This is a genomic window from Pseudonocardia sp., assembly GCF_050250275.1.
Classification (GTDB): domain Bacteria; phylum Actinomycetota; class Actinomycetes; order Mycobacteriales; family Pseudonocardiaceae; genus Pseudonocardia.
On record NZ_JBFWOY010000048.1, the window covers coordinates 1 to 17,703 of the forward strand.

Annotated in this window: 16 protein-coding genes and 1 pseudogene; 8 read left to right on the top strand and 9 right to left on the bottom strand. The window is 74.1% G+C overall.

All coding sequences use genetic code 11. The annotated features are described in order from the left end of the window. Positions 1 to 510: 510 nt before the first annotated feature. From AB7F12_RS29515 to AB7F12_RS29525, 3 genes and pseudogenes are all read right to left on the bottom strand, one after another. Positions 511 to 849 (bottom strand): annotated as a pseudogene (locus AB7F12_RS29515) (C40 family peptidase); the annotation flags it as partial. Positions 850 to 1,319: 470 nt separating this feature from the next. Continuing rightward, entirely contained in the window at positions 1,320 to 1,976 is a 657-nt protein-coding gene (locus AB7F12_RS29520; protein WP_428500246.1) for a response regulator transcription factor, read from the bottom strand. Then, complete coding sequence (locus AB7F12_RS29525) at positions 1,977 to 3,350, bottom strand: sensor histidine kinase (RefSeq protein ID WP_428500247.1); 1,374 nt, start codon at positions 3,348 to 3,350, stop codon at positions 1,977 to 1,979. It lies immediately after the preceding gene. A gap of 489 nt (positions 3,351 to 3,839) precedes the next feature. On the opposite strand from AB7F12_RS29525, the gene AB7F12_RS29530 reads away from it, so the two are divergent. Both AB7F12_RS29530 and AB7F12_RS29535 read left to right on the top strand, forming a co-directional pair. Then, on the top strand, positions 3,840 to 4,736 hold the full coding sequence (locus tag AB7F12_RS29530; RefSeq protein WP_428500248.1) for a DNA-3-methyladenine glycosylase family protein: 897 nt from the start codon (positions 3,840 to 3,842) through the stop codon (positions 4,734 to 4,736). A gap of 67 nt (positions 4,737 to 4,803) precedes the next feature. Further along, positions 4,804 to 5,421 carry a hypothetical protein gene (locus AB7F12_RS29535; RefSeq protein WP_428500249.1) on the top strand — a complete coding sequence of 206 codons (618 nt, stop codon included), beginning with the start codon at positions 4,804 to 4,806 and terminating at the stop codon, positions 5,419 to 5,421. Between the two features lie 15 nt (positions 5,422 to 5,436). Here AB7F12_RS29535 and AB7F12_RS29540 read toward each other — a convergent pair whose 3' ends face one another. Then, positions 5,437 to 6,240 carry an enoyl-CoA hydratase/isomerase family protein gene (locus AB7F12_RS29540; protein ID WP_428500250.1) on the bottom strand — a complete coding sequence of 268 codons (804 nt, stop codon included), beginning with the start codon at positions 6,238 to 6,240 and terminating at the stop codon, positions 5,437 to 5,439. A gap of 30 nt (positions 6,241 to 6,270) precedes the next feature. Here AB7F12_RS29540 and AB7F12_RS29545 point away from each other — a divergent pair, with 30 nt between their 5' ends. After that, positions 6,271 to 6,948 carry an O-methyltransferase gene (locus AB7F12_RS29545; RefSeq protein ID WP_428500251.1) on the top strand — a complete coding sequence of 226 codons (678 nt, stop codon included), beginning with the start codon at positions 6,271 to 6,273 and terminating at the stop codon, positions 6,946 to 6,948. 152 nt (positions 6,949 to 7,100) lie between these two features. Here AB7F12_RS29545 and AB7F12_RS29550 read toward each other — a convergent pair whose 3' ends face one another. Then, a complete protein-coding gene (locus tag AB7F12_RS29550; RefSeq protein ID WP_428500252.1) occupies positions 7,101 to 7,904 on the bottom strand; it encodes an AraC family transcriptional regulator in 804 nt (267 codons plus the stop codon). 50 nt (positions 7,905 to 7,954) lie between these two features. Between AB7F12_RS29550 and AB7F12_RS29555 the strand changes: the two genes are divergently transcribed. Together AB7F12_RS29555 and AB7F12_RS29560 are read left to right on the top strand one after the other, a co-directional pair. Next, on the top strand, positions 7,955 to 8,386 hold the full coding sequence (locus tag AB7F12_RS29555) for a DUF2000 family protein (protein WP_428500253.1): 432 nt from the start codon (positions 7,955 to 7,957) through the stop codon (positions 8,384 to 8,386). 39 nt (positions 8,387 to 8,425) lie between these two features. Next, a complete protein-coding gene (locus AB7F12_RS29560) occupies positions 8,426 to 9,583 on the top strand; it encodes an acyl-CoA dehydrogenase family protein (RefSeq protein WP_428500254.1) in 1,158 nt (385 codons plus the stop codon). Between the two features lie 105 nt (positions 9,584 to 9,688). Here AB7F12_RS29560 and AB7F12_RS29565 read toward each other — a convergent pair whose 3' ends face one another. Together AB7F12_RS29565 and ctaC are read right to left on the bottom strand one after the other, a co-directional pair. Further along, positions 9,689 to 10,087 carry a cytochrome c oxidase subunit 4 gene (locus tag AB7F12_RS29565; RefSeq protein WP_428500255.1) on the bottom strand — a complete coding sequence of 133 codons (399 nt, stop codon included), beginning with the start codon at positions 10,085 to 10,087 and terminating at the stop codon, positions 9,689 to 9,691. Positions 10,088 to 10,106: 19 nt separating this feature from the next. Further along, positions 10,107 to 11,054, bottom strand: a complete 948-nt coding sequence (gene ctaC, locus AB7F12_RS29570; RefSeq protein WP_428500256.1) for an aa3-type cytochrome oxidase subunit II — start codon at positions 11,052 to 11,054, stop codon at positions 10,107 to 10,109. Between the two features lie 185 nt (positions 11,055 to 11,239). Between ctaC and asnB the strand changes: the two genes are divergently transcribed. The 3 genes from asnB to AB7F12_RS29585 all read left to right on the top strand — a co-directional run bounded on the left by asnB (position 11,240) and on the right by AB7F12_RS29585 (position 15,336). Further along, entirely contained in the window at positions 11,240 to 13,153 is a 1,914-nt protein-coding gene (gene asnB, locus AB7F12_RS29575) for an asparagine synthase (glutamine-hydrolyzing) (protein WP_428500257.1), read from the top strand. A gap of 42 nt (positions 13,154 to 13,195) precedes the next feature. Further along, positions 13,196 to 14,212, top strand: a complete 1,017-nt coding sequence (locus AB7F12_RS29580; RefSeq protein ID WP_428500273.1) for a GNAT family N-acetyltransferase — start codon at positions 13,196 to 13,198, stop codon at positions 14,210 to 14,212. A gap of 86 nt (positions 14,213 to 14,298) precedes the next feature. Next, positions 14,299 to 15,336 (top strand): acyl-CoA desaturase, encoded by a 1,038-nt coding sequence (locus AB7F12_RS29585; protein WP_428500258.1) that lies wholly within the window; start codon positions 14,299 to 14,301, stop codon positions 15,334 to 15,336. On the opposite strand, the gene AB7F12_RS29590 is transcribed toward AB7F12_RS29585, so the two are convergent. Further along, a complete protein-coding gene (locus tag AB7F12_RS29590; RefSeq protein WP_428500259.1) occupies positions 15,243 to 16,118 on the bottom strand; it encodes a diacylglycerol/lipid kinase family protein in 876 nt (291 codons plus the stop codon). The two genes, AB7F12_RS29585 and AB7F12_RS29590, sit on opposite strands and share 94 nt — an antisense overlap. Then, complete coding sequence (locus AB7F12_RS29595) at positions 16,115 to 17,686, bottom strand: FAD-binding oxidoreductase (RefSeq protein WP_428517071.1); 1,572 nt, start codon at positions 17,684 to 17,686, stop codon at positions 16,115 to 16,117. Before AB7F12_RS29595 ends, AB7F12_RS29590 begins: the two co-directional genes overlap by 4 nt. Positions 17,687 to 17,703: the final 17 nt, after the last annotated feature.

Consider the following 17,703-nt stretch of genomic DNA (forward strand, 5'->3'; position numbering starts at 1 on the left):
CGGCGGCAGGGTCGTCGGCGGCAGGGTCGTCGGCGGCAGGGTCGTCGGCGGCAGGGTCGTCGGCGGCAGGGTCGTCGGCGGCAGGGTCGTCGGCGGCAGGGTCGTCGGCGGCAGGGTCGTCGGCGGCAGGGTCGTCGGCGGCAGGGTCGTCGGCGGCGGCGTGGATGTCGACGAGGCCGTGGGGGCCCCGTTCGCCGCCCCGGGTTCCGGGACCGTCGAGGTGCCGCTCGTGGCCGTCGACGGGTCGGCGCCGTCGGAGGCGGGCGCAAGCGTCGTCGTCGTGTCCGCGGCCGCGACTGCGGGCGCAAGCGTGGTCGTCGTCGGGTCCGCGGCCGCGACGGCGGACGCGGCGGTGACCGGCTCGGGTGGCAGCGAGGTCGCGGGCCGCGGGAGGTCGGTCGGCGGCGGGGCGGGCGGCGCGTCGAACACGGTCGGGCGCGGCGGGCGGACGACGGGTCCGCCCTCGGACGGCACCGCGGGGAGCCGGCCGCGCGTCGTCGGGCCGGTGGCGGCGGGCCGGGTGGAGCCGAGGTAGTCGTCGCCCCTCCAGCGGTAGTAGGCCGTCTGGACCGGCTTGCCGAAGGTGGGGGCGTTGACCATCCGGCCGTCGCCGATGTACATGCCGACGTGGTGCACCGCGCCGGGTGTGCCGTAGAAGACCAGGTCACCGGGCTGCAGGGGCGCGTCGGCGGGGACGTGCGGTCCGGCCGCGTACTGGGTCGCGGCGGTGCGTGGGAGGCCGATTCCCGCGGCGGCGTAGGCGAACGTCGTCAGGCCGGAGCAGTCGAAGCCGTCGTCACCGGCGGTGGGCCCGTTGCCGCCCCATTCGTAGGGCAGGCCGATCTGGGCCATGGCGGTGCGGACGGCGACGGCGGCACGGTCGTCGGGCAGGGCGCTGGTGAAGTCGGCGGGGGCCTGCTCGGCATCGACGGCGGGTGTCGCAGGTGTCACGCCGAGCGTGACGGGCAGGGGTGGCGCGACGTGCGGCACCGCGACGTGCGGCACCGGTAGGTCCGGCAGCACCGTGTGCTGCGCCGCGGGCCGGACCGGGACCGCGGACGGCAGGGCGCAGGCCGCGGTGCCGAGCAGGGCGGCGAGGAGCCACGCCGCGGCGACGCCGTCGTGGTCGACGCGGCGGCGCCCGCGGGCGCGGTGCCGCCCTCCCGGTGCGCACGGGTCGGGATGAGCCCACCCGTCGTCACCCGCCGTCACCACCGCTGCCCCCGGAACGGTCGATCCCCCCGTACGAGCATGCACGGCTGCGGGTCGCCGCGACACCCACACACAGGGGTATGCGTCGCCACCCGTGTGGGTGAAGGTCAGGCGCGCATCCACGTGAGAACGGCCATCACACGGCGGTGGTCGTCCTCGGACGGGGGAAGGCCGAGCTTCCCGAAGATCGACGAGATGTGCTTCTCGACGGCGCCGGGCGTCACGACGAGTGCCCGCCCGATCGCGACGTTGGTGCGCCCTTCGGCCATCAGGCCCAGCACCTCGCGTTCGCGGGGTGACAGCTCGGCGAGGGGGTCGCGGCTGCGGCGGCGGGTGAGCAGCGCGGAGACGACCTCGGGGTCGAGCACGGTGCCGCCTGCGGCGACGCGGTCGAGGGCGTCGGACAGGTCGGCCAGCCGCGACACCCGGTCCTTGAGCAGGTAGCCGACGCCGCCGCGGCCACCGCCGGTTCCGGAGGCGAGGAGGTCGCCGGCGTAGCTCTCCTCGACGTACTGCGACAGCACGAGGATCGCCGTGGCCGGGACCTTGTCGCGGACCTCGACCGCGGCCCGGAGGCCCTCGTCGGTGAACGACGGCGGCATCCGGACGTCGACGACCGCGACGTCGGGCCGGTGCTCGACGACGGCCGCCACCAGCGACGGGCCGTCCCCGACCGCGGCGACGACCTCGGCTCCGGCCTCGTCGAGCAGCCTGACCAGGCCCTCGCGCAGCAGCAGCGAGTCCTCGGCCAGTACGACCTTCACTCAGGTGCTCCCCTCGTCGTCGTCGGACAGCAGCGGGATCGTGGCGGTGAGCACGGTCGGGCCGCCGGGTGGGCTGCTGAGGTCGAGCATGCCGCCCACCCCCGACAGTCTGTCGGCCAGCCCGGCCAGCCCGTGTCCCTTGCCCAGGTGCGCGCCGCCGACGCCGTCGTCGGTCACGGTGACGACGACGCGTGCGTCGTCGCGACGCCTGCTGCCCGCGATCGTCACGGTGACGGCGCAGCGGGTGGCCGCGGAGTGCTTGGCGACGTTGGTCAGCGCCTCGGTGACGACGAAGTAGGCGGTGTTCTCGACCTCGTCGGCGAGCCGGCGCCCGTCGGGCAGCGCGACGTCGAGCGACACCTCGACCGGGCTGCGGGCGGCCGCGGCGGCGAGCGCGGCGCCGAGGCCGCGGTCGGCGAGGATCGGTGGGGCGATGCCACGGGAGAGGGCGCGCAGCTCGGTCAGCGCCTCGCGGCTCTGTTCGAGCGCTTCCGCGACGAGGGTGCGGGCGCGGGCGGGGTCGTCGTCGAGACGGCGGGTGACGGCCTCGAGGTCCATGGTGAGGCGGACGAGGCGCTGCTGGGGGCCGTCGTGGATGTCGCGTTCGAGCCGGCGCAACGTCTGGGCCTCGGCGGCGACGGCGGCCCGCCGGCTGGCGGCGAGCTGGGCGGCACGGGCGCGCAGGGCGGCGCTCTGGTTGGTGAGCAGGCCGCGGGCGAGCCCGGCGCGGGCCGCGACGAGCAGCCGGAGCACCCACGGCAGCGCGGCGAGCAGGACGAGCCCGCCGGCGGTGGTGATGGCAATGTCGACCAGGCGCGAGTCGGTGCCGGTGAGCAGGCCGTAGAGGCCGTTGACGCCGTCGTCGTAGGGCAGCGACCACATCCACGTCACGGCGAGAGCGGAGCCGAGCCCGGTCACCGCCCACACCACGCCGACGACGAAGCAGGTGAGCCGGACCGGGAAGCCGACGACGGCGTGCAGCAGGTCGCGCCACGACTGCGGCTCGGCCAGCGACGACACCATCCGTCCGAGGCCGGTCCCGCTCGGTGTGCGGTAGTGGTGTGGTGGCAGCGGGCGGGCCAACACAGTTTCGGTGCTGCGGCGTTCGACCCTGGCGAGGCCGCGTACCGCCCGCAGCGTGGCGGCGAGGACGGGGACCCCGACCCAGACGACGACGGTCGAGACCCCCGCGGCGAACCCGGCGATCGCGACGACGAAGGCCACGATCGACAACGGCAGGCCGCCGATCAGGTAGCGCAGCTCGCGTCCGACGCGGGCGAGGCCGCGGGCGCCCGCGCCGGGGGTGGGACCCGCCGCGGTGACGGCGTCGTCACGGCCGAGTGCGGACGTCGAGGGTACGGCTGTTCCGGTCATACCCCCACCCTCGCCGTGCATGGCGTCCCGACCCAGCCGGTGGGCCGCAGCAACGAGGGTAGGGCCAACCCGAACCGCAGGGTTCCCTCCCGGCCGGCCGCCGATCACCGTCGCGTGGGAAGCGGACGGCCGAACCGGGAGGGAACCGCGCAGATCATGGCGGATCCCCCCGCCACCGGTCACGGAGGGTGGCGTTCCCGCCGCGCGGCCACCACTCGTTCGGCCCCGCACGTCCTCCCCGCCGGGGGTCGGCCGGGGTCGCGCGCGGTGACGCCCCCGTCGTCGTCATCGTGCGCGACCGCCGTCCCCCGCGGGTCGGCAGCTGCGGTTCTCCGACGGTCGCGGACCGCCCACCACTTGTCAATGCTCACCATCGAGTTGTCCACATCCCGTCGCCTTCCCGACCGGATCCGGACGTTTCGCGCAGGTTGTCCACAGGCCGGGCGGCGGCCCCGCCGAACCGTCGGTGCGAGGGCGCATCCTCTGCGCATGACGACCTTTCGAATCACCCCCCGCGGCGCCTTCTCCCTGGCAGAGGCTGCGCTGTTCGGGTTCGGCCATCGCGGTGAGTCCTCCTTCGACGGCACCATGCGGCTCGCGTTCTGCCTCGACGACCTCAGCGGCCAGGTGGGTGTCGCGCTGACCGAGTCGGGGGGCGACATCGTGGGCGAGATCTCCGGCCTACCCCCCGGTGGTGACGTCGAGGCCGTGCGGGCCCAGGTCGCCCGCATCGTCTCGCTCGACCACGACGCGACCGGGTACGAGCGCGTCGCGGCGGCCGATCCGGTGGTGGCACCGGTCCTGGCCGCGGCGCCAGGGTTGCGGCCCGTGCTGTTCCACTCCCCCTACGAGGCGGCGGCGTGGAGCGTCCTGTCGCTGCGCTGGGGTCGCCGTCAGGCCGCCGCGGCCCGCGAACGGTTCGCCCGCGAGCACGGCCGGGTGCTCGAGGTCGCGGGACGGACGCTGTCGGCGTTCCCGACACCGGCCCAGTTGCTCGAGGTCGGGTCGTCCCCCGGGCTCCCCGAGGTGAAGATGCAGCGGCTGCGCGGCGTCGCGCAGGCCGCGCTCGCCGGCACGCTGGAGGTCGCCGCGTTGCGCGACGCCGACCAGGCGCAGGCCGACGCGACACTACAGGCGATCCCCGGTATCGGGCCGTTCTCCTCGGCACTGATCCGCTTCCGCTCGACGGGCGCGGCCGACCTGGCCGTCGGCCACGAGCGGAACCTCGCCGAGATCGTCGGGGGCCGCTACGGGCTCGACGGGCCCGCGACCGACGACGACCTCGTCCGTATCGCGGAGGGCTGGCGGCCCTTCCGGACCTGGGTGGCGGTGCTGCTGAGGGCGGCGTCCGGGCGCCTCGGAGAGGGCAGGGGCAGAGCCGCCTGAGCGCGAGGCCCCGGCCCGGGTCCCGACCCGCCGTGCCCGATCGACCACGCACCGCTACGGTCGGCCGGTGGTTGCCCGAAGCGTCCGGTTCCCCTCCCGCGCACGGCTCGCCGCCGTCCTGATCGCCGCCCCGGTCCTACTGGCCGCCGCAGCATGTGGCGGTTCGAGCGGCGCCGGTCCGACCGCGACGACGGCAGCGGCGACGCCCACCACGGCACCGGCGGCGGGGCCTTCGTCCACACCGGACGGCGCCGCCGACGTCGTGCGGCCGGCGGGCGCCAAGAAGGCCTGTGCGCTCGTCCCCGGTGCGGAGATCGACACCGCGACAGGGTTGCGCTTCGCCGACGGCGAGGCCACCGAGAGCGCCCGCCGGTCGGTGTGCGCCTTCGCCGCCGCACGGTCGGGCGGGACCGGACTGAGCGTGGGAGTGGAGCCCGGCGAGCGGTTCGACGCGAAGGCGGATGCCTCGCGGCGATCGGTCGGCGTGCCCGGGACCGAGGTGGCGGGACTCGGCGAGCGCGCGCTGTTCTTCTACAGCGACGCCGACCTGCCCGAAGGGGTGGGCGGCGTACTGGTGCAGGCCGGTGGTTCCACGATCGACGTCACCCTGCAGGGCCTGGGCTCGCAGGAGCGCACCCGGGAGGCCGCCGTGGCGATCGCCCGGGTCGCCGTCGGCAACCTCTGAGGCCCCCGGGGGCGCTCAGGGTGTCCCACCGGTGAATCGCGGGGCGCGCTTCTCCCGATGTGCCGCAACGCCTTCGGACACGTCGGGCAGTCCGAAGCCGTAGAACTCGAGCGCCAGGGACGCGTCGAAGGCCGGGCCGGCGGTGCGGTACCAGTTGTTGAGGGCGAGCTTCGTGAAGCTCACCGCGCTCGGCGAGCCCAGGACCAGCTTGCGGGCGACCTCCATCGCCTTGTCCTGAACCTCGCTGTCGTCCACGCACAACGACACCAGGCCGATCCGCTCGGCCTCCTCCCCTGTCAGCGCGTCGCACGTCAGGAGGTAGTACTTGGCCTTGGCCATGCCGCACAGCAGCGGCCAGCAGATCACGGCGTGGTCGCCCGCGGCGACGCCGAGCCGGGTGTGCCCGTCGACGATCTTCGCGGTCCGGCCCGCGACGGAGATGTCGGCGAGCAGCGCGACGGCGAGGCCCGCACCGACGGCGGGCCCGTGGATGGCCGACACGACCGGCTTCGAGCAGTTGACGACGTTGTAGACGAGGTCGCGGGCCTCCCGCATGACCCGGCTGCGGACGGCCGGGTCCGACACCATGTCGGTGATCATGTCGAACGCCCCGCCCGCGGAGAACGCCTTGCCCGCGCCACGGACGAGGACGGCGCGGACGCTGTCGTCGCGGTCGATCACCGGCCAGATGTCGGCGAGCTGGGCGTGCGCGTCGTGGCCGACGGCGTTGAGGTTCGGGCCGTCGAGGGTGATCCGCAGGATCGCGTCCTCGGGGCGGTCGACGCGCACCGCAGTGAACCGCTCGTAAGCATCCGACATGTACCGCACCCTAGAGGCAGGCTGGGAGCCGTGGACGACGACGGGATCTGGGGCCGGGTCGACGACTACTACGGGCAGCGGCTCCTCGGCGAGGACGAGGCACTGGCGGAGGCCTTGCGCGCCAACGCCGCCGCGGGCCTGCCACCGATCGACGTGACCCCGGCGCTGGGCAAGCTGCTGCACCTGCTGGCCCGGTCGGTGGGGGCGCGCCGGATCCTGGAGGTCGGGACGCTGGGCGGGTACAGCACGATCTGGCCGGCCCGGGCGCTGCCGGCGCACGGCGAGGTCGTGACGTGCGAGGTGTCGCCGCGGCACGCGGAGGTGGCCCGGGCGAACCTCGACCGCGCCGGGGTGGGCGAGCGGGTGCGGATCGTGCCGGGTCCGGCGCTGCAGACACTGCCGGAGGTCCAGGGGCCGTTCGACATGGTGTTCGTCGACGCCGACAAGGTCTCGAACGCCGAGTACCTCGACCACGCGATCCGGCTGTTGCGGCCCGGGGCGCTGGTCGTCATCGACAACGTGGTCCGCGGCGGCCGGGTCGTCGACGGGTCCGACGACGACCCGGCGGTCCTCGGGACCCGGCGGCTCGCCGACGCCCTCGCCGCCGACCCGCGGATCTCGGCGACGATGGTGCAGACCGTGGCGGCCCAGGGCTACGACGGTTTCGTGCTGGGCGTCGTCGACGGTGCACCTCCCGAGCAGCGGTGACCGCGACGTCGGGCCGGTCCGGCGCGCGGCTCGCGGCACCGGCGCGGAGTTCGTCGGCACCGGCACGGCCCCCGCACGGTCGGCAGCGGCGCGGCGGCGGACCCGGTGGGAGCCCAGCGGTGGCGGACCCGCTCCCACCGGCCCCGCCACGGTCAGCGGGGGCCGCGGTAGCGGCCGGGGGTCGTGCCCAGCATCCGGCGGAAATGCCTGGTCAAATGCGCCTGGTCGTAGAAACCCGCAGCGGCGGCGACGTCACCGGGCGCCATGCCGTCGAGCAACAGCCGGCGGGCGGCGTCGATGCGACGGCCGGTGAGGTAACGATGCGGGGGCAGCCCGTACGCAGCGCCGAAGGCACGCACCAGGTGGCTGGGCGCGGTACCCAGCAGCCGCGCGGCCTCCCCGAGGGCGATGCCGGTGGGGAGGGAGGCGTCGAGGAGATCGCGCAAGCGGGCGGCGAGGCCGGGATCACGGACGGGGGCCGCGGCCTCGACCCGGCCGTCGAGGTGCGCGCGCAGCCGGTCGCGGACCAGACTCAGCCTGCTCTGCGCGGCGAGCTCCTCCCCGGCCGCCCCGAGCACGCGGTGCAGTTGGGAGATCCGCAGCCGCAGGAGGTGGTCGTCGAGGGCGGGCCGGTCGACCGCGGCGCCGATGCGGTCCGCGCCGAGGACCTCGGGTTCGAGGTAGAGCACGCGTTTGCGGAAACCGCCGGGCCCGGCGGAGCGGCCGTCGTGCGGGACGTGCGGGGGCAGCAGCGTCACGTGGGAGCGCAGCGCGCCGTGGGCGTGGCGGTCGAGGTCGTAGCGGACCGCGCCGTCGTCGACGATCAGCAATGTCCAGGCGTCATGGGTGTGCGCCGGGTAGCTGTGTCCGACGAACCGCGCATGGAAGACCTCGATGACGCCGGGGACCGCCGGGCGCCACGCGGTCGCGGTCTCGGGAGCACGCCCACCACCCACGTCAGGAACGTACAAGACGGGCGGCGCCGCCGGCGGGCACCGTCGGGGACATGGAGAACGACGCGACCCCGGTCCGCTTCCCGACGAAGGTCGTCGTGCTGCTGCGCGACGACCTGGAGGGCTGGCAGGCGCTCAACGTCACCGCGTTCCTGGCGGGCGCCCTCACCGCGGCGGTTCCGGAGCTGGTGGGTGAGCCGTACGCGGACGCCGACGGCACCCGCTACCTCCCGATGCTGGGCCGGCCCATCCTCGTCCTGCAGGGGTCGAAGGAGGTCCTCACCGCGGCCAGGGGGCGTGCGACGTCCCGGGGACTACCGGTCGCGGTGTTCACGAAGGACCTGTTCGCGACGGGCAACGACGCCGACAACCGCGCGGCGGTCGCGGCGGTGGCAGCCGCGGACCTCGACCTGGTGGGGCTGGCGATGCACGGACCACGCAATGCGGTCGACAAGGTGTGCAAGGGCGCCCGGATGCACCCGTGAGCGCGGCCGCCGCGCGGCAAAGATGTTAGAACAACCGGCGTGGACGCCTCCGATCTCGACGACGTGCTGGCCTCGGTGCGGGAGTTCATCCGCGAGGAGGTCGTGCCCCTCGAGGAGCGCATCGACGCCGACGACGCGATCCCGCCGCGGATCGTGGAGCAGTGCAAGGCCATGGGGCTCTACGGGTTCACGATCCCCGAGCAGTACGGCGGGCTGGGCCTGTCGGTCGCCGAGGAGGTCGAGCTGGCGATGGAGCTCGGCTGGACCACCCCCGCTTTGCGGTCGCTGTTCGGGACGAACAACGGCATCGCGGGGCACGTCCTGATCGAGGGCGGGACCGAGGAACAGAAGCGGTCGTGGCTGCCGCGGCTGGCGTCGGGTGAGGTGACGGCGTCGTTCGGGCTGACGGAGGCCGAGGCGGGGTCCGACCCGTCGACGCTGGCGACGACGGCGCGCCGCGACGGAGACGGCTGGGTGGTCTCGGGCGCGAAGCGCTACATCACGAACGCCCCCGTCGCCGACGTGATCATGGTGTTCGCTCGGACGAACCCCGACGCGCCGGGCAACCGCGGTATCTCGACGTTCCTCGTGCCGGCGGGCACCCCCGGCCTGTCGACGGGCCCGAAGGACCACAAGATGGGCCAGTTCGGGGCATGGACCTCCGATGTCTATCTCGACGACGTGCGCCTCCCGGCGGAGGCCGTCGTCGGCGGGGAGGCCGGGATCGACAACGGGTTCCGGATCGCGGCGAAGTGCCTGGCGCACGGGCGGGTGCACATCGCGGCGATGTGTGTGGGGATGGCGGCGCGGCTGGTGCACGAGACCGTCGAGTACGCCCGGGAGCGGCAGGCGGGTGGGCGGGCGATCGCGGCGTTCCAGCTGGTCCAGGGCATGGTGGCCGACTCGGTGACCGATCTGCACGCCGGCCGCGCCCTGGTGCGGGAGACGGCGCGCGCGTTCGACGCGGGCACCGACAGGGTCGCGGGTCCGGCGGCGGCGAAGTACTTCTGCTCGGAGATGGTCGGCCGGGTGGCCGACCGTGCGGTGCAGGTCCACGGCGGCGCCGGCTACATGCGCGGGGTCGCGGTGGAGCGGTTCTACCGCGACGCCCGGCTGTTCCGCATCTACGAGGGCACGAGCCAGATCCAGCAGGTCATCATCGCGCGCGACGCGTTGGGCACGGCCGCGCGCGGATGAGCGACCCGTGCTGGGCCACCCCGGCGGCGCCGGCTCCACCGGGGTGCGGGCAGCACGACGGCCCGGCGCCGAGGAGGCGCCGGGCCGTCGTGTCCGAGCGTGGGGTCAGTGGCTCGCCGGCCGGAGGTGGTACTCGAACACCAGGCCGCCGATGGTGAACAGCAGCAGCACGGCGCCGATGACCATCAGCCACACGTAGAAGAACGCCAGCGCGATCCCGACGATCGCGGCGGAGGCGGCCAGGCCGATCGGCCAGTAGCTGCCCGGGGAGAAGAAGCCGACGTCGCCGGCGCCGTCGGACACCTCGGCGTCCGGGTTGTCCTCCGGGCGCGTCTCGAGGCGGCGCGACACGAACCGGAAGTACGTGCCGATGATCAGCGACAGCCCACCCGTGAGGAACAGGCAGGCGATGCCGACAGCTTCCCTGGTCACGACCGTGTAGACGATGGCCGCGATGAAGAAGAAGGCGGTGGTGATCTCGAAGATTCGGGATTCGACCTTCACGGTGGCTCCTCGGCTCCGGTCAGCTGTTCTGGGGCTCCGACGCGGACCGCAGGGTCCGGTCGGTGCTGAACGGGTAGGTCGTGGTGGCCTGCGGGGCGCACAGCTGCGCGTCGCAGCCCTCGGACTGCAGCTGCTGCAACGCCTGCGCCACCGTCATGTCCTTGTTCGCACCGCGCATGGACATGTAGGCGTCGTACAGGTTCGGCGGGAGCGCGCGGACCTCGAAGTTCATCTGCGAGTGGTAGGACCCGCAGAGCTCCGCGCAGCGACCGACGAAGGCACCCGTCCTATCGATCTTGTCGATGACGAAGACGTTGTCGGTGTCGTTCTTCTCCGGCATCGGGAAGACGTCGCGCTTGAAGAGGAACTCCGGCACCCAGAAGCTGTGGATGACGTCCTTGGACTCGATCGTGAACTCGATGCTCCGGTCGGTCGGCAGGACCAGGATCGGGATGGTGCTCGACGTGCCGAGCGACTCGACCGTGCCGCCCCGCTTGTCGTCGACGTCGAACTGCCAGTTCCACTGGAAGGCCGTGACCTGGACCCTCTCCTGCGGTGCGTCGTTCTTCACGTCGACGTAGTTCTGCACGTTCACCGTGAACCCGAAGAGCACCGCGACGATGATCGTCGGGATCACGGTGAACACGATCTCGACGGGCAGGTTGTACTGGGTCTGGCGCGGGACGCTGGTGCCGTCGCCCTTCTTCCTGCGGTGGAAGGCGACCGCCCAGAACATGACGCCCCAGGTGATCACGCCGACGATGAGTGCCGCGACGGCCGACCAGGTCCACAGGGTGCGCATCGAGTGGGCCTGGGGCGTGACGCCCTCGGGCCATCCGAAGCGCAGGACCTCGTCGACGGAGCAGCCCGTCGTGAGGGGGACGACGACGGCCGCGAGAACGGCCAGCTTCGCCGCGCGACGCCACCCGGAGCGGCGGCCCGTGGCCTCCTGCTGTGCTCGGCCCACTGCTCGCCGCCTCCTGCCTCTCGTTCTGCCTCGTAACGGCCGTGACCAGGCCGTACATGCCGCCGAACACGCATGCCGGACGCGCGTTCTTCGACCAGGCGTAGAGACTAACCGAGCGGCCCTCCCGCACGCCCCCCGGGTGTTGCCGACATCGCCCGCCGCGGGGGTGGCCATACTGGCTCGCCATGTGCGGACTGCTGGGACTGCTGACCGCCGGGGCCGACGCAGCCGACCGGACCGGACCGATCTCCGAGGCGTTGCGCTGCATGCGTCACCGGGGGCCCGACGAGAGCGGGACCTGGAACGATGCCGACGCGGTGTTCGGTTTCAACCGCTTGTCGATCATCGACGTGGAGCACTCCCACCAGCCGCTGCACTACGCCGGCGGGCGCTACACGATCGTCTTCAACGGCGAGATCTACAACTACCTCGAGCTGCGCGCCGAGCTCGCGGACGAGCACGGTGCGACGTTCGCCACTGAGGGCGACACCGAGGCGATCGTGGCCGCCTACCACCACTGGGGCCCGTCGGCGGTCTCGCGGCTGCGCGGCATGTTCGCGTTCCTGATCTGGGACGCCCAGGAGCGGGTGCTGTTCTGCGCACGCGACCCCTTCGGCATCAAGCCGCTGTACGTGGCGACGGGCCCGGTGGGCACCGCGTTCGCGAGCGAGAAGAAGTGCCTCGTGGAGCTGCTCGGCGAGCTGGGGCTGACCGCCGACCTCGATCCCGTTGCGCTGCAGCACTACCTGACGCTGCAGTACGCGCCCGAGCCGGGCTCGCTGCACCGCGCGATCCGCCGTGTCGAGTCCGGCACGCACGTGACGGTCCGCCCCGGCGCGGAGCCCGACGTCGAGCGCTACTTCACCCCGTCGTTCCACGCGGGCGCGGGCACCGGCCCGGCCCTGCACGCGCGGATCGCGGCGACCCTGCGCGACTCCGTCGCCAAGCACATGCGTGCCGACGTGACGGTGGGCGCGTTCCTGTCCGGCGGCATCGACTCGACCGCCATCGCGGCGCTCGCGAAGGAGCACAACCCGGACCTGATCACGTTCACCACCGGTTTCGAGCGCGAGGGCTACTCGGAGGTCGACGTCGCGGCCGAGTCGGCGGCGGCGATCGGGGTGCGCCACGTCGTGCGCACCGTGAAGCCCGACGAGATGATGGACGCGCTGCCGCTGATCGTCTGGTACCTCGACGACCCGGTGGCCGACCCGGCGCTGGTCCCGTTGTGGTTCATCGCCCGCGAGGCGCGCCGGCACGTGAAGGTCGTGCTGTCGGGCGAGGGTGCCGACGAGCTGTTCGGCGGCTACACGATCTACCGCGAACCGCTGTCGCTGGCGCCGTTCGAGCGGGTCCCGGGCGCGCTGCGCGGGCTGCTGGGCAGGGCGTCGGCGCGGCTGCCGGAGGGCATGCGCGGCAAGGACCTGCTGCGGCGCGGGTCGCTGCCGATGGAGCGCCGCTACTACGGCAACGCCCGGATCTTCCGCGACGACCAGCTCGCCGGGGTGCTGCGCCAGTACGACCCGCGGCGCAGCCACACCGACGTGACCGCGGCGCACTACGCGGAGTCGGCCGGGTGGGACCCGGTGGCGCGCATGCAGCACGTCGACCTGTTCACGTGGCTGCGCGGTGACATCCTGGTCAAGGCCGACAAGATGACCATGGCCAACTCGCTGGAGCTGCGGGTGCCGTTCCTCGACCCCGAGGTGTTCGCGCTGGCCTCGGGGCTACCGCGGTCGGAGAAGGTCACCGGCACCGACCGGTCGGGCACGACGAAGTACGCGCTGCGCCGTGCCCTGGAGGGCATCGTGCCCGCGCACGTGCTCAACCGTCGCAAGCTGGGGTTCCCCGTGCCGATCCGGCACTGGCTGCGCGAGGAGATGTACGGCTGGGCGCGCGACATCGTGCGCGACTCGCAGGCCGACCACCTCGTCGACCTGGCCGCTGTGTCGCGGATGATCGACGCCCACCGCGAGGGCCCGATCGACCACAGCCGCCGGATCTGGACGCTGCTGGTGTTCCTGCTCTGGCACGGCATCTTCGTCGAGGACCGCATCCGCCCCGAGATCCCGGAGCCCGCCTACCCCGTCATGCTGTAGCCGCACGCGAAACTCGCTGGACGCATCGGGCGCGCCCGCAGGATCGTGACGGACATGACAACCGTCGCGCAGGTGCGGCTGACCCGGGTCGACGACGAGGCGGACCTGCGGGCCTGGTTCGAGGTCGGCGCGGCCGCCGTCGCGCACGACCGGCCGGGTGACCCGCCGCGGTCCTGGGCCGGGCTGGTGTCGGAGCTGACCAGGCCGTGGCCGGGCCGTGACGTCGAACGCTGGCTCGCCCGGAGCGACGGCGACGCGGTGGCCGCGCTGCGGCTGGCGCTGCCCAACCGCGACAACCTGTCGTCGGCCCTCGTCGAGTGCGAGGTGGCGCCCGCGCAGCGGCGGCGCGGTCTGGGTCGCGCCCTGCTCGCCCACGCCGCCGACCGCGCCCGCACGCAGGGCCGCACCCGGCTGATCGTCGAGGTCCGCACCGGCGGCCCGGGTGATGCCCTGATGCGGGCGCTGGGGGCTCGGCCCGCGCTGCGCGACCAGCGACGCCGGCTGCCCCTGCCGCCCGCCGACCCGGCCGCGCTCGCGGCGATGGAGGCCGCGGCGGTCGCGGCGTCGCCGGGCCACACGCTGGTCGGGTGGACCGGCACCACCCCCGACGACCACCTCGACGACATCGCGCGGCTGGCGGCGCAGATGTCCACCGACACACCGCTCGACGACCTGCACTCGGAACCCGAGACCTACGACGCCGACCGGGTCCGCGAGGCCGACGCCGCGTCCGTCGGCCACGGGATGGTGCCGTTGGTCACGGCGGCGCGCGTCGGCGTCGACGGCCCGCTGGTGGCGTACACGACGGTGTTCCACCGTGCCGAGACCCCGTGGCACGCGAGCCAGGGCGACACGCTCGTGGAGTCCGCGCACCGCGGGCACCGCCTGGGGGTGCGGGTCAAGCTGGCCAACCTCGCGCGGTTGCAGGCCCACGCACCGCAGGTCACGGCCGTGGACACCTGGAACGCCGACAGCAACCCGTGGATGGTGTCGATCAACGAGGCGATGGGGTTCCGCCCGTACGACGCGTGGACGGAATGGGAGCTCGACCTCGTGTGACGGAGCCGACCGCTCCGGTTATCCCCACCCTGTGAAGACCGGGGGCCCGGCCTACGCCGGCGCGTCGCAACGGGTGGACTGGGGTCATGACGCCTCCCCCGCCGGCCACCCGCCCGCCCCTGGCCGACACTCCCCGACCGCTGACCGCCGGGCGCCGCAGCGGACCCGAACACGCCCTCGTCCTGACGTTCGTCGCGGTGCCGCTGCTGGCGCTGGTCGCCGCCGTCCCGGCCGCCCTGGTGTGGGGGCTGCTCGGGTGGTCGGACGTCGTCATCGCGGCGGTGTTCTACGTCGTCAGCGGGCTCGGCGTGACCGTCGGGTTCCACCGCTACTTCACGCACGGCGCGTTCAAGGCGAACCGGCCGCTGCGGATCGCGCTGGCCGTCGCGGGCAGCCTCGCGTTCCAGGGCACCGTCACCGGGTGGGTCGCCGACCACCGCCGCCACCACGCGTTCTCCGACAAGGCGGGCGACCCGCACTCCCCCTGGCTGTTCGGCACCGGCCCGCGCGCGCTGGCCCGCGGCATGTGGCACTCCCATGTCGGCTGGCTGTTCGACCGTGACCGCACCAACGCGGCGCGTTTCGCCCCCGACCTGCTCGTCGACCGCGACATCGTCCGCGTCGACCGGGCGTTCCTGCCGCTGGCGATCATGTCGCTCGCGCTGCCCGGTGTCATCGGCGGGCTGGTCACCTGGTCGCTCACCGGCGCGCTGACGGCGATCTTCTGGGCGGGCCTGGTCCGCGTCGCGCTGCTGCACCATGTCACGTGGTCGATCAACTCGATCTGCCACATGTGGGGAGACCGGCCCTTCGCCGCGCGCGACCGCTCCGTCAACGTGTGGTGGCTGGCGATCGCGTCGTTCGGCGAGTCGTGGCACAACCTCCACCACGCCGACCCGACGTGCGCCCGCCACGGTGTGCAGCGCGGCCAGGTCGACCTGTCGGCGCTGGTCGTCCGGGGCTTCGAGAAGGCCGGCTGGGCCACGGCGGTGCGCTGGCCGACGCCGCGGCGCCTCGAGCGGCTGCGCGCTCAGCCCACGGGGGACGGCACGAGCACCCGCAGGGCCGCGGGCCGCACCGTCACCGTCACCGATCCCGACGCCAGCGGTTCGCCGTCGGCGTGAACGGGCAGCGGACGGTCGGCCGTGACCGCGACCGCCCGCGCCCGGCGCACCTCGACGTCGGCCCTCCCGACGTGGGAGCCGTCGTAGACCTGGCGCAGCGCCGCGAGAAGTGTCCAGCGCGACGAGTCCCGGATCATCAGGACGTCGAGCAGCCCGTCGTCGACCTCGGCGCTGGGCACGATGTGCATCCCGGCGCCGTACCAGCCGGAGTTGGCGACGACGACCGACCAGCCCCGCTCGGCCCACTCGACACCGTCGAGGGTCAGCCGGAACCCGGCGGGCCGCGAGGTGAGCAGCGCCCGCACCGCCGCGTACCGGTAGACGGCCCCGCCGGGCACCCGCGGGCGGGTCGCGACGATCTCCGAGGCCGCGGAGTCGACCCCCGTGTACACACTGCCCAGCACGGTGCGCCCGGCCGCGTCGATGACGTCGACGGTCCGCTCGTGCCCGCCGGTGACGACGGCCGCCGCGCCGGGCGCATCGGTGGGGAGGCCGAGCTGGCGGGCGAAGTCGTTGCCACGCCCGACGGGCACGATGCCCAGCAGGCCGTCGGCGCGCGCGACCGCGCCCGCGACCGTGCTCGCGTGCCCGTCGCCGCCGACGGCGAGCACCGTGCGGCCCGCCGCCGCGGCGGCCCGGGCAAGCTCACCGGCGTGGCCGCCGTCGCGACCGGCGACGACCTCGACGCTGCCCCGCGGCAGCGCCGCGACGAGCTCGGCAGCGACGCGGGCGCCGGCGCCGCGTCCCGCGGCCGGGTTCACGACCGCGGTGTAGGAGGTCACGGCACGAGGACGCCGGGGTTGAGGATGCCGGCGGGGTCGAGCCGGGCCTTGACCGCGCGCAGGATCTCCACACCCAGCGCCCCGATCTCGCGTTCCAGCCACGGCCGGTGCTCGGCGCCCACGCCGTGGTGGTGGGTGATCGTGCCGCCGCCGGCGACGATGGCGTCGGTGGCCGCCGTCTTGGCCACCGCCCACTGGGCGACGGGGTCGTCGTCGGCCTTGGCGACGACGGTGAAGTACAGCGACGCGCCGGTCGGGTACACGTGGGAGACGTGGCACATCACCAGCGGTGGGGTGGCCCGCCCGGTCAGCGACGACACCAGTGCCGCGGTGACGGACTCCTTGAGCGCCACCAGGTTCGACCAGGACGTCGCCGTCTCCAGCGTCTCGGCGATCGCACCGGCACCGAGCAGCGCGTCACGCAGGTAGGGGGCCTCGAAGCGACCCTCGGCCCAGCTCTCGCCGACGGAGTCGTCGAGACGGGCACCACCGGCCGCGGCCAGCGCGTCGGCACCGGCGGCGGCCAGCGCGTCGGCGCCCGTCCCGCCCGGGAAGCCGTCGTAGCCCGCGACGACGAGGCAGCCGCCGCAGTCCCGGCCGTGCAGGACGGCGTCGACACCGGTCTCGGCCTCGTCGGAGAGCCGGAGCACCGTGGGCAGCGGGCCGCGCTGGGCGAGCTCACGGACGGCGGTGACGCCCTCGGCGAAAGATCCGAAACGCCAGCCCTGGTAGACCGACCTCTGCGGCGCGGGACGCACGCGCAGGGTGAGCTCGGTGATCACGCCGAAGGCGCCCTCGGAGCCGAGGACGAGCTGGCGCAGGTCGGGCCCGGCGGCCGACGCGGGCCCGCGGCCCACGTCGAGGGTGCCCTCGGGGGTGGCGACCGTCAGCGCGAGGACCATCTCGTCGAACCGGCCGTAGCCCGCCGACGCCTGGCCCGCCGAGCGCGTCGCCGCGAACCCGCCCAGGCGCGCGTACTGGTAGGACTGCGGGAAGTGGCCGAGGGTGAAACCCTTGGCGCCCAACAGCTCCTCGGCCTCGACGGCGAGGGTCCCGGCGCGGAACGTCGCGGTCAGCGACTCGGTGTCGAGCGCGACCAGCCCCGAGAGCCTGCGGACGTCGAGCGCGACGAGCCCGCCGAAGCCCTCGCGGCGCGCGGCCAGCCCGCCGACCACCGACGTCCCGCCCGCGAACGGGACCACCGCGACGCGGCGACGCGCGCAGGCGCCCAGCACGCCGAGGACCTCGTTGTGCGTGCCCGGCAGCACCACGGCGTCCGGGGCGTCGGCGGCGTCACCGGCGCGGAGGCGGAGCAGGTCGGCCGTCGAGCGGCCCGCGGCGTGCTTGACCCGTGCGTCGTGGTGGGTGTGCAGGTTGGGCGGGCCGACGAACATCGCGAGCTCGGTGGCCACCGCCGGGTCCAGCCCGGACTCCGGGAGCCGGACCTGCGCGATCGGCACGGGCGTCCGATCGGCGGGTTGCACGCCCAGCGCCTGTTCCAGCAGGGTGTGCACGGCGGGTGGCAGGGTGACGGCCTTCCCCGGGTCTCCCCAGCCGGACCAGAGCATGTCGCGACGACGCGGCT

Coding starts and splice junctions, on each gene's coding strand:
- AB7F12_RS29525 (WP_428500247.1), bottom strand. CDS start 3,350: ATGACCGGAACAGCCGTACCCTCGACGTCCGCACTCGGCCGTGACGAC.
- AB7F12_RS29555 (WP_428500253.1), top strand. CDS start 7,955: ATGGAGAACGACGCGACCCCGGTCCGCTTCCCGACGAAGGTCGTCGTG.
- AB7F12_RS29595 (WP_428517071.1), bottom strand. CDS start 17,686: ATGCTCTGGTCCGGCTGGGGAGACCCGGGGAAGGCCGTCACCCTGCCA.
- asnB (WP_428500257.1), top strand. CDS start 11,240: ATGTGCGGACTGCTGGGACTGCTGACCGCCGGGGCCGACGCAGCCGAC.
- AB7F12_RS29530 (WP_428500248.1), top strand. CDS start 3,840: ATGACGACCTTTCGAATCACCCCCCGCGGCGCCTTCTCCCTGGCAGAG.
- AB7F12_RS29540 (WP_428500250.1), bottom strand. CDS start 6,240: ATGTCGGATGCTTACGAGCGGTTCACTGCGGTGCGCGTCGACCGCCCC.
- AB7F12_RS29585 (WP_428500258.1), top strand. CDS start 14,299: ATGACGCCTCCCCCGCCGGCCACCCGCCCGCCCCTGGCCGACACTCCC.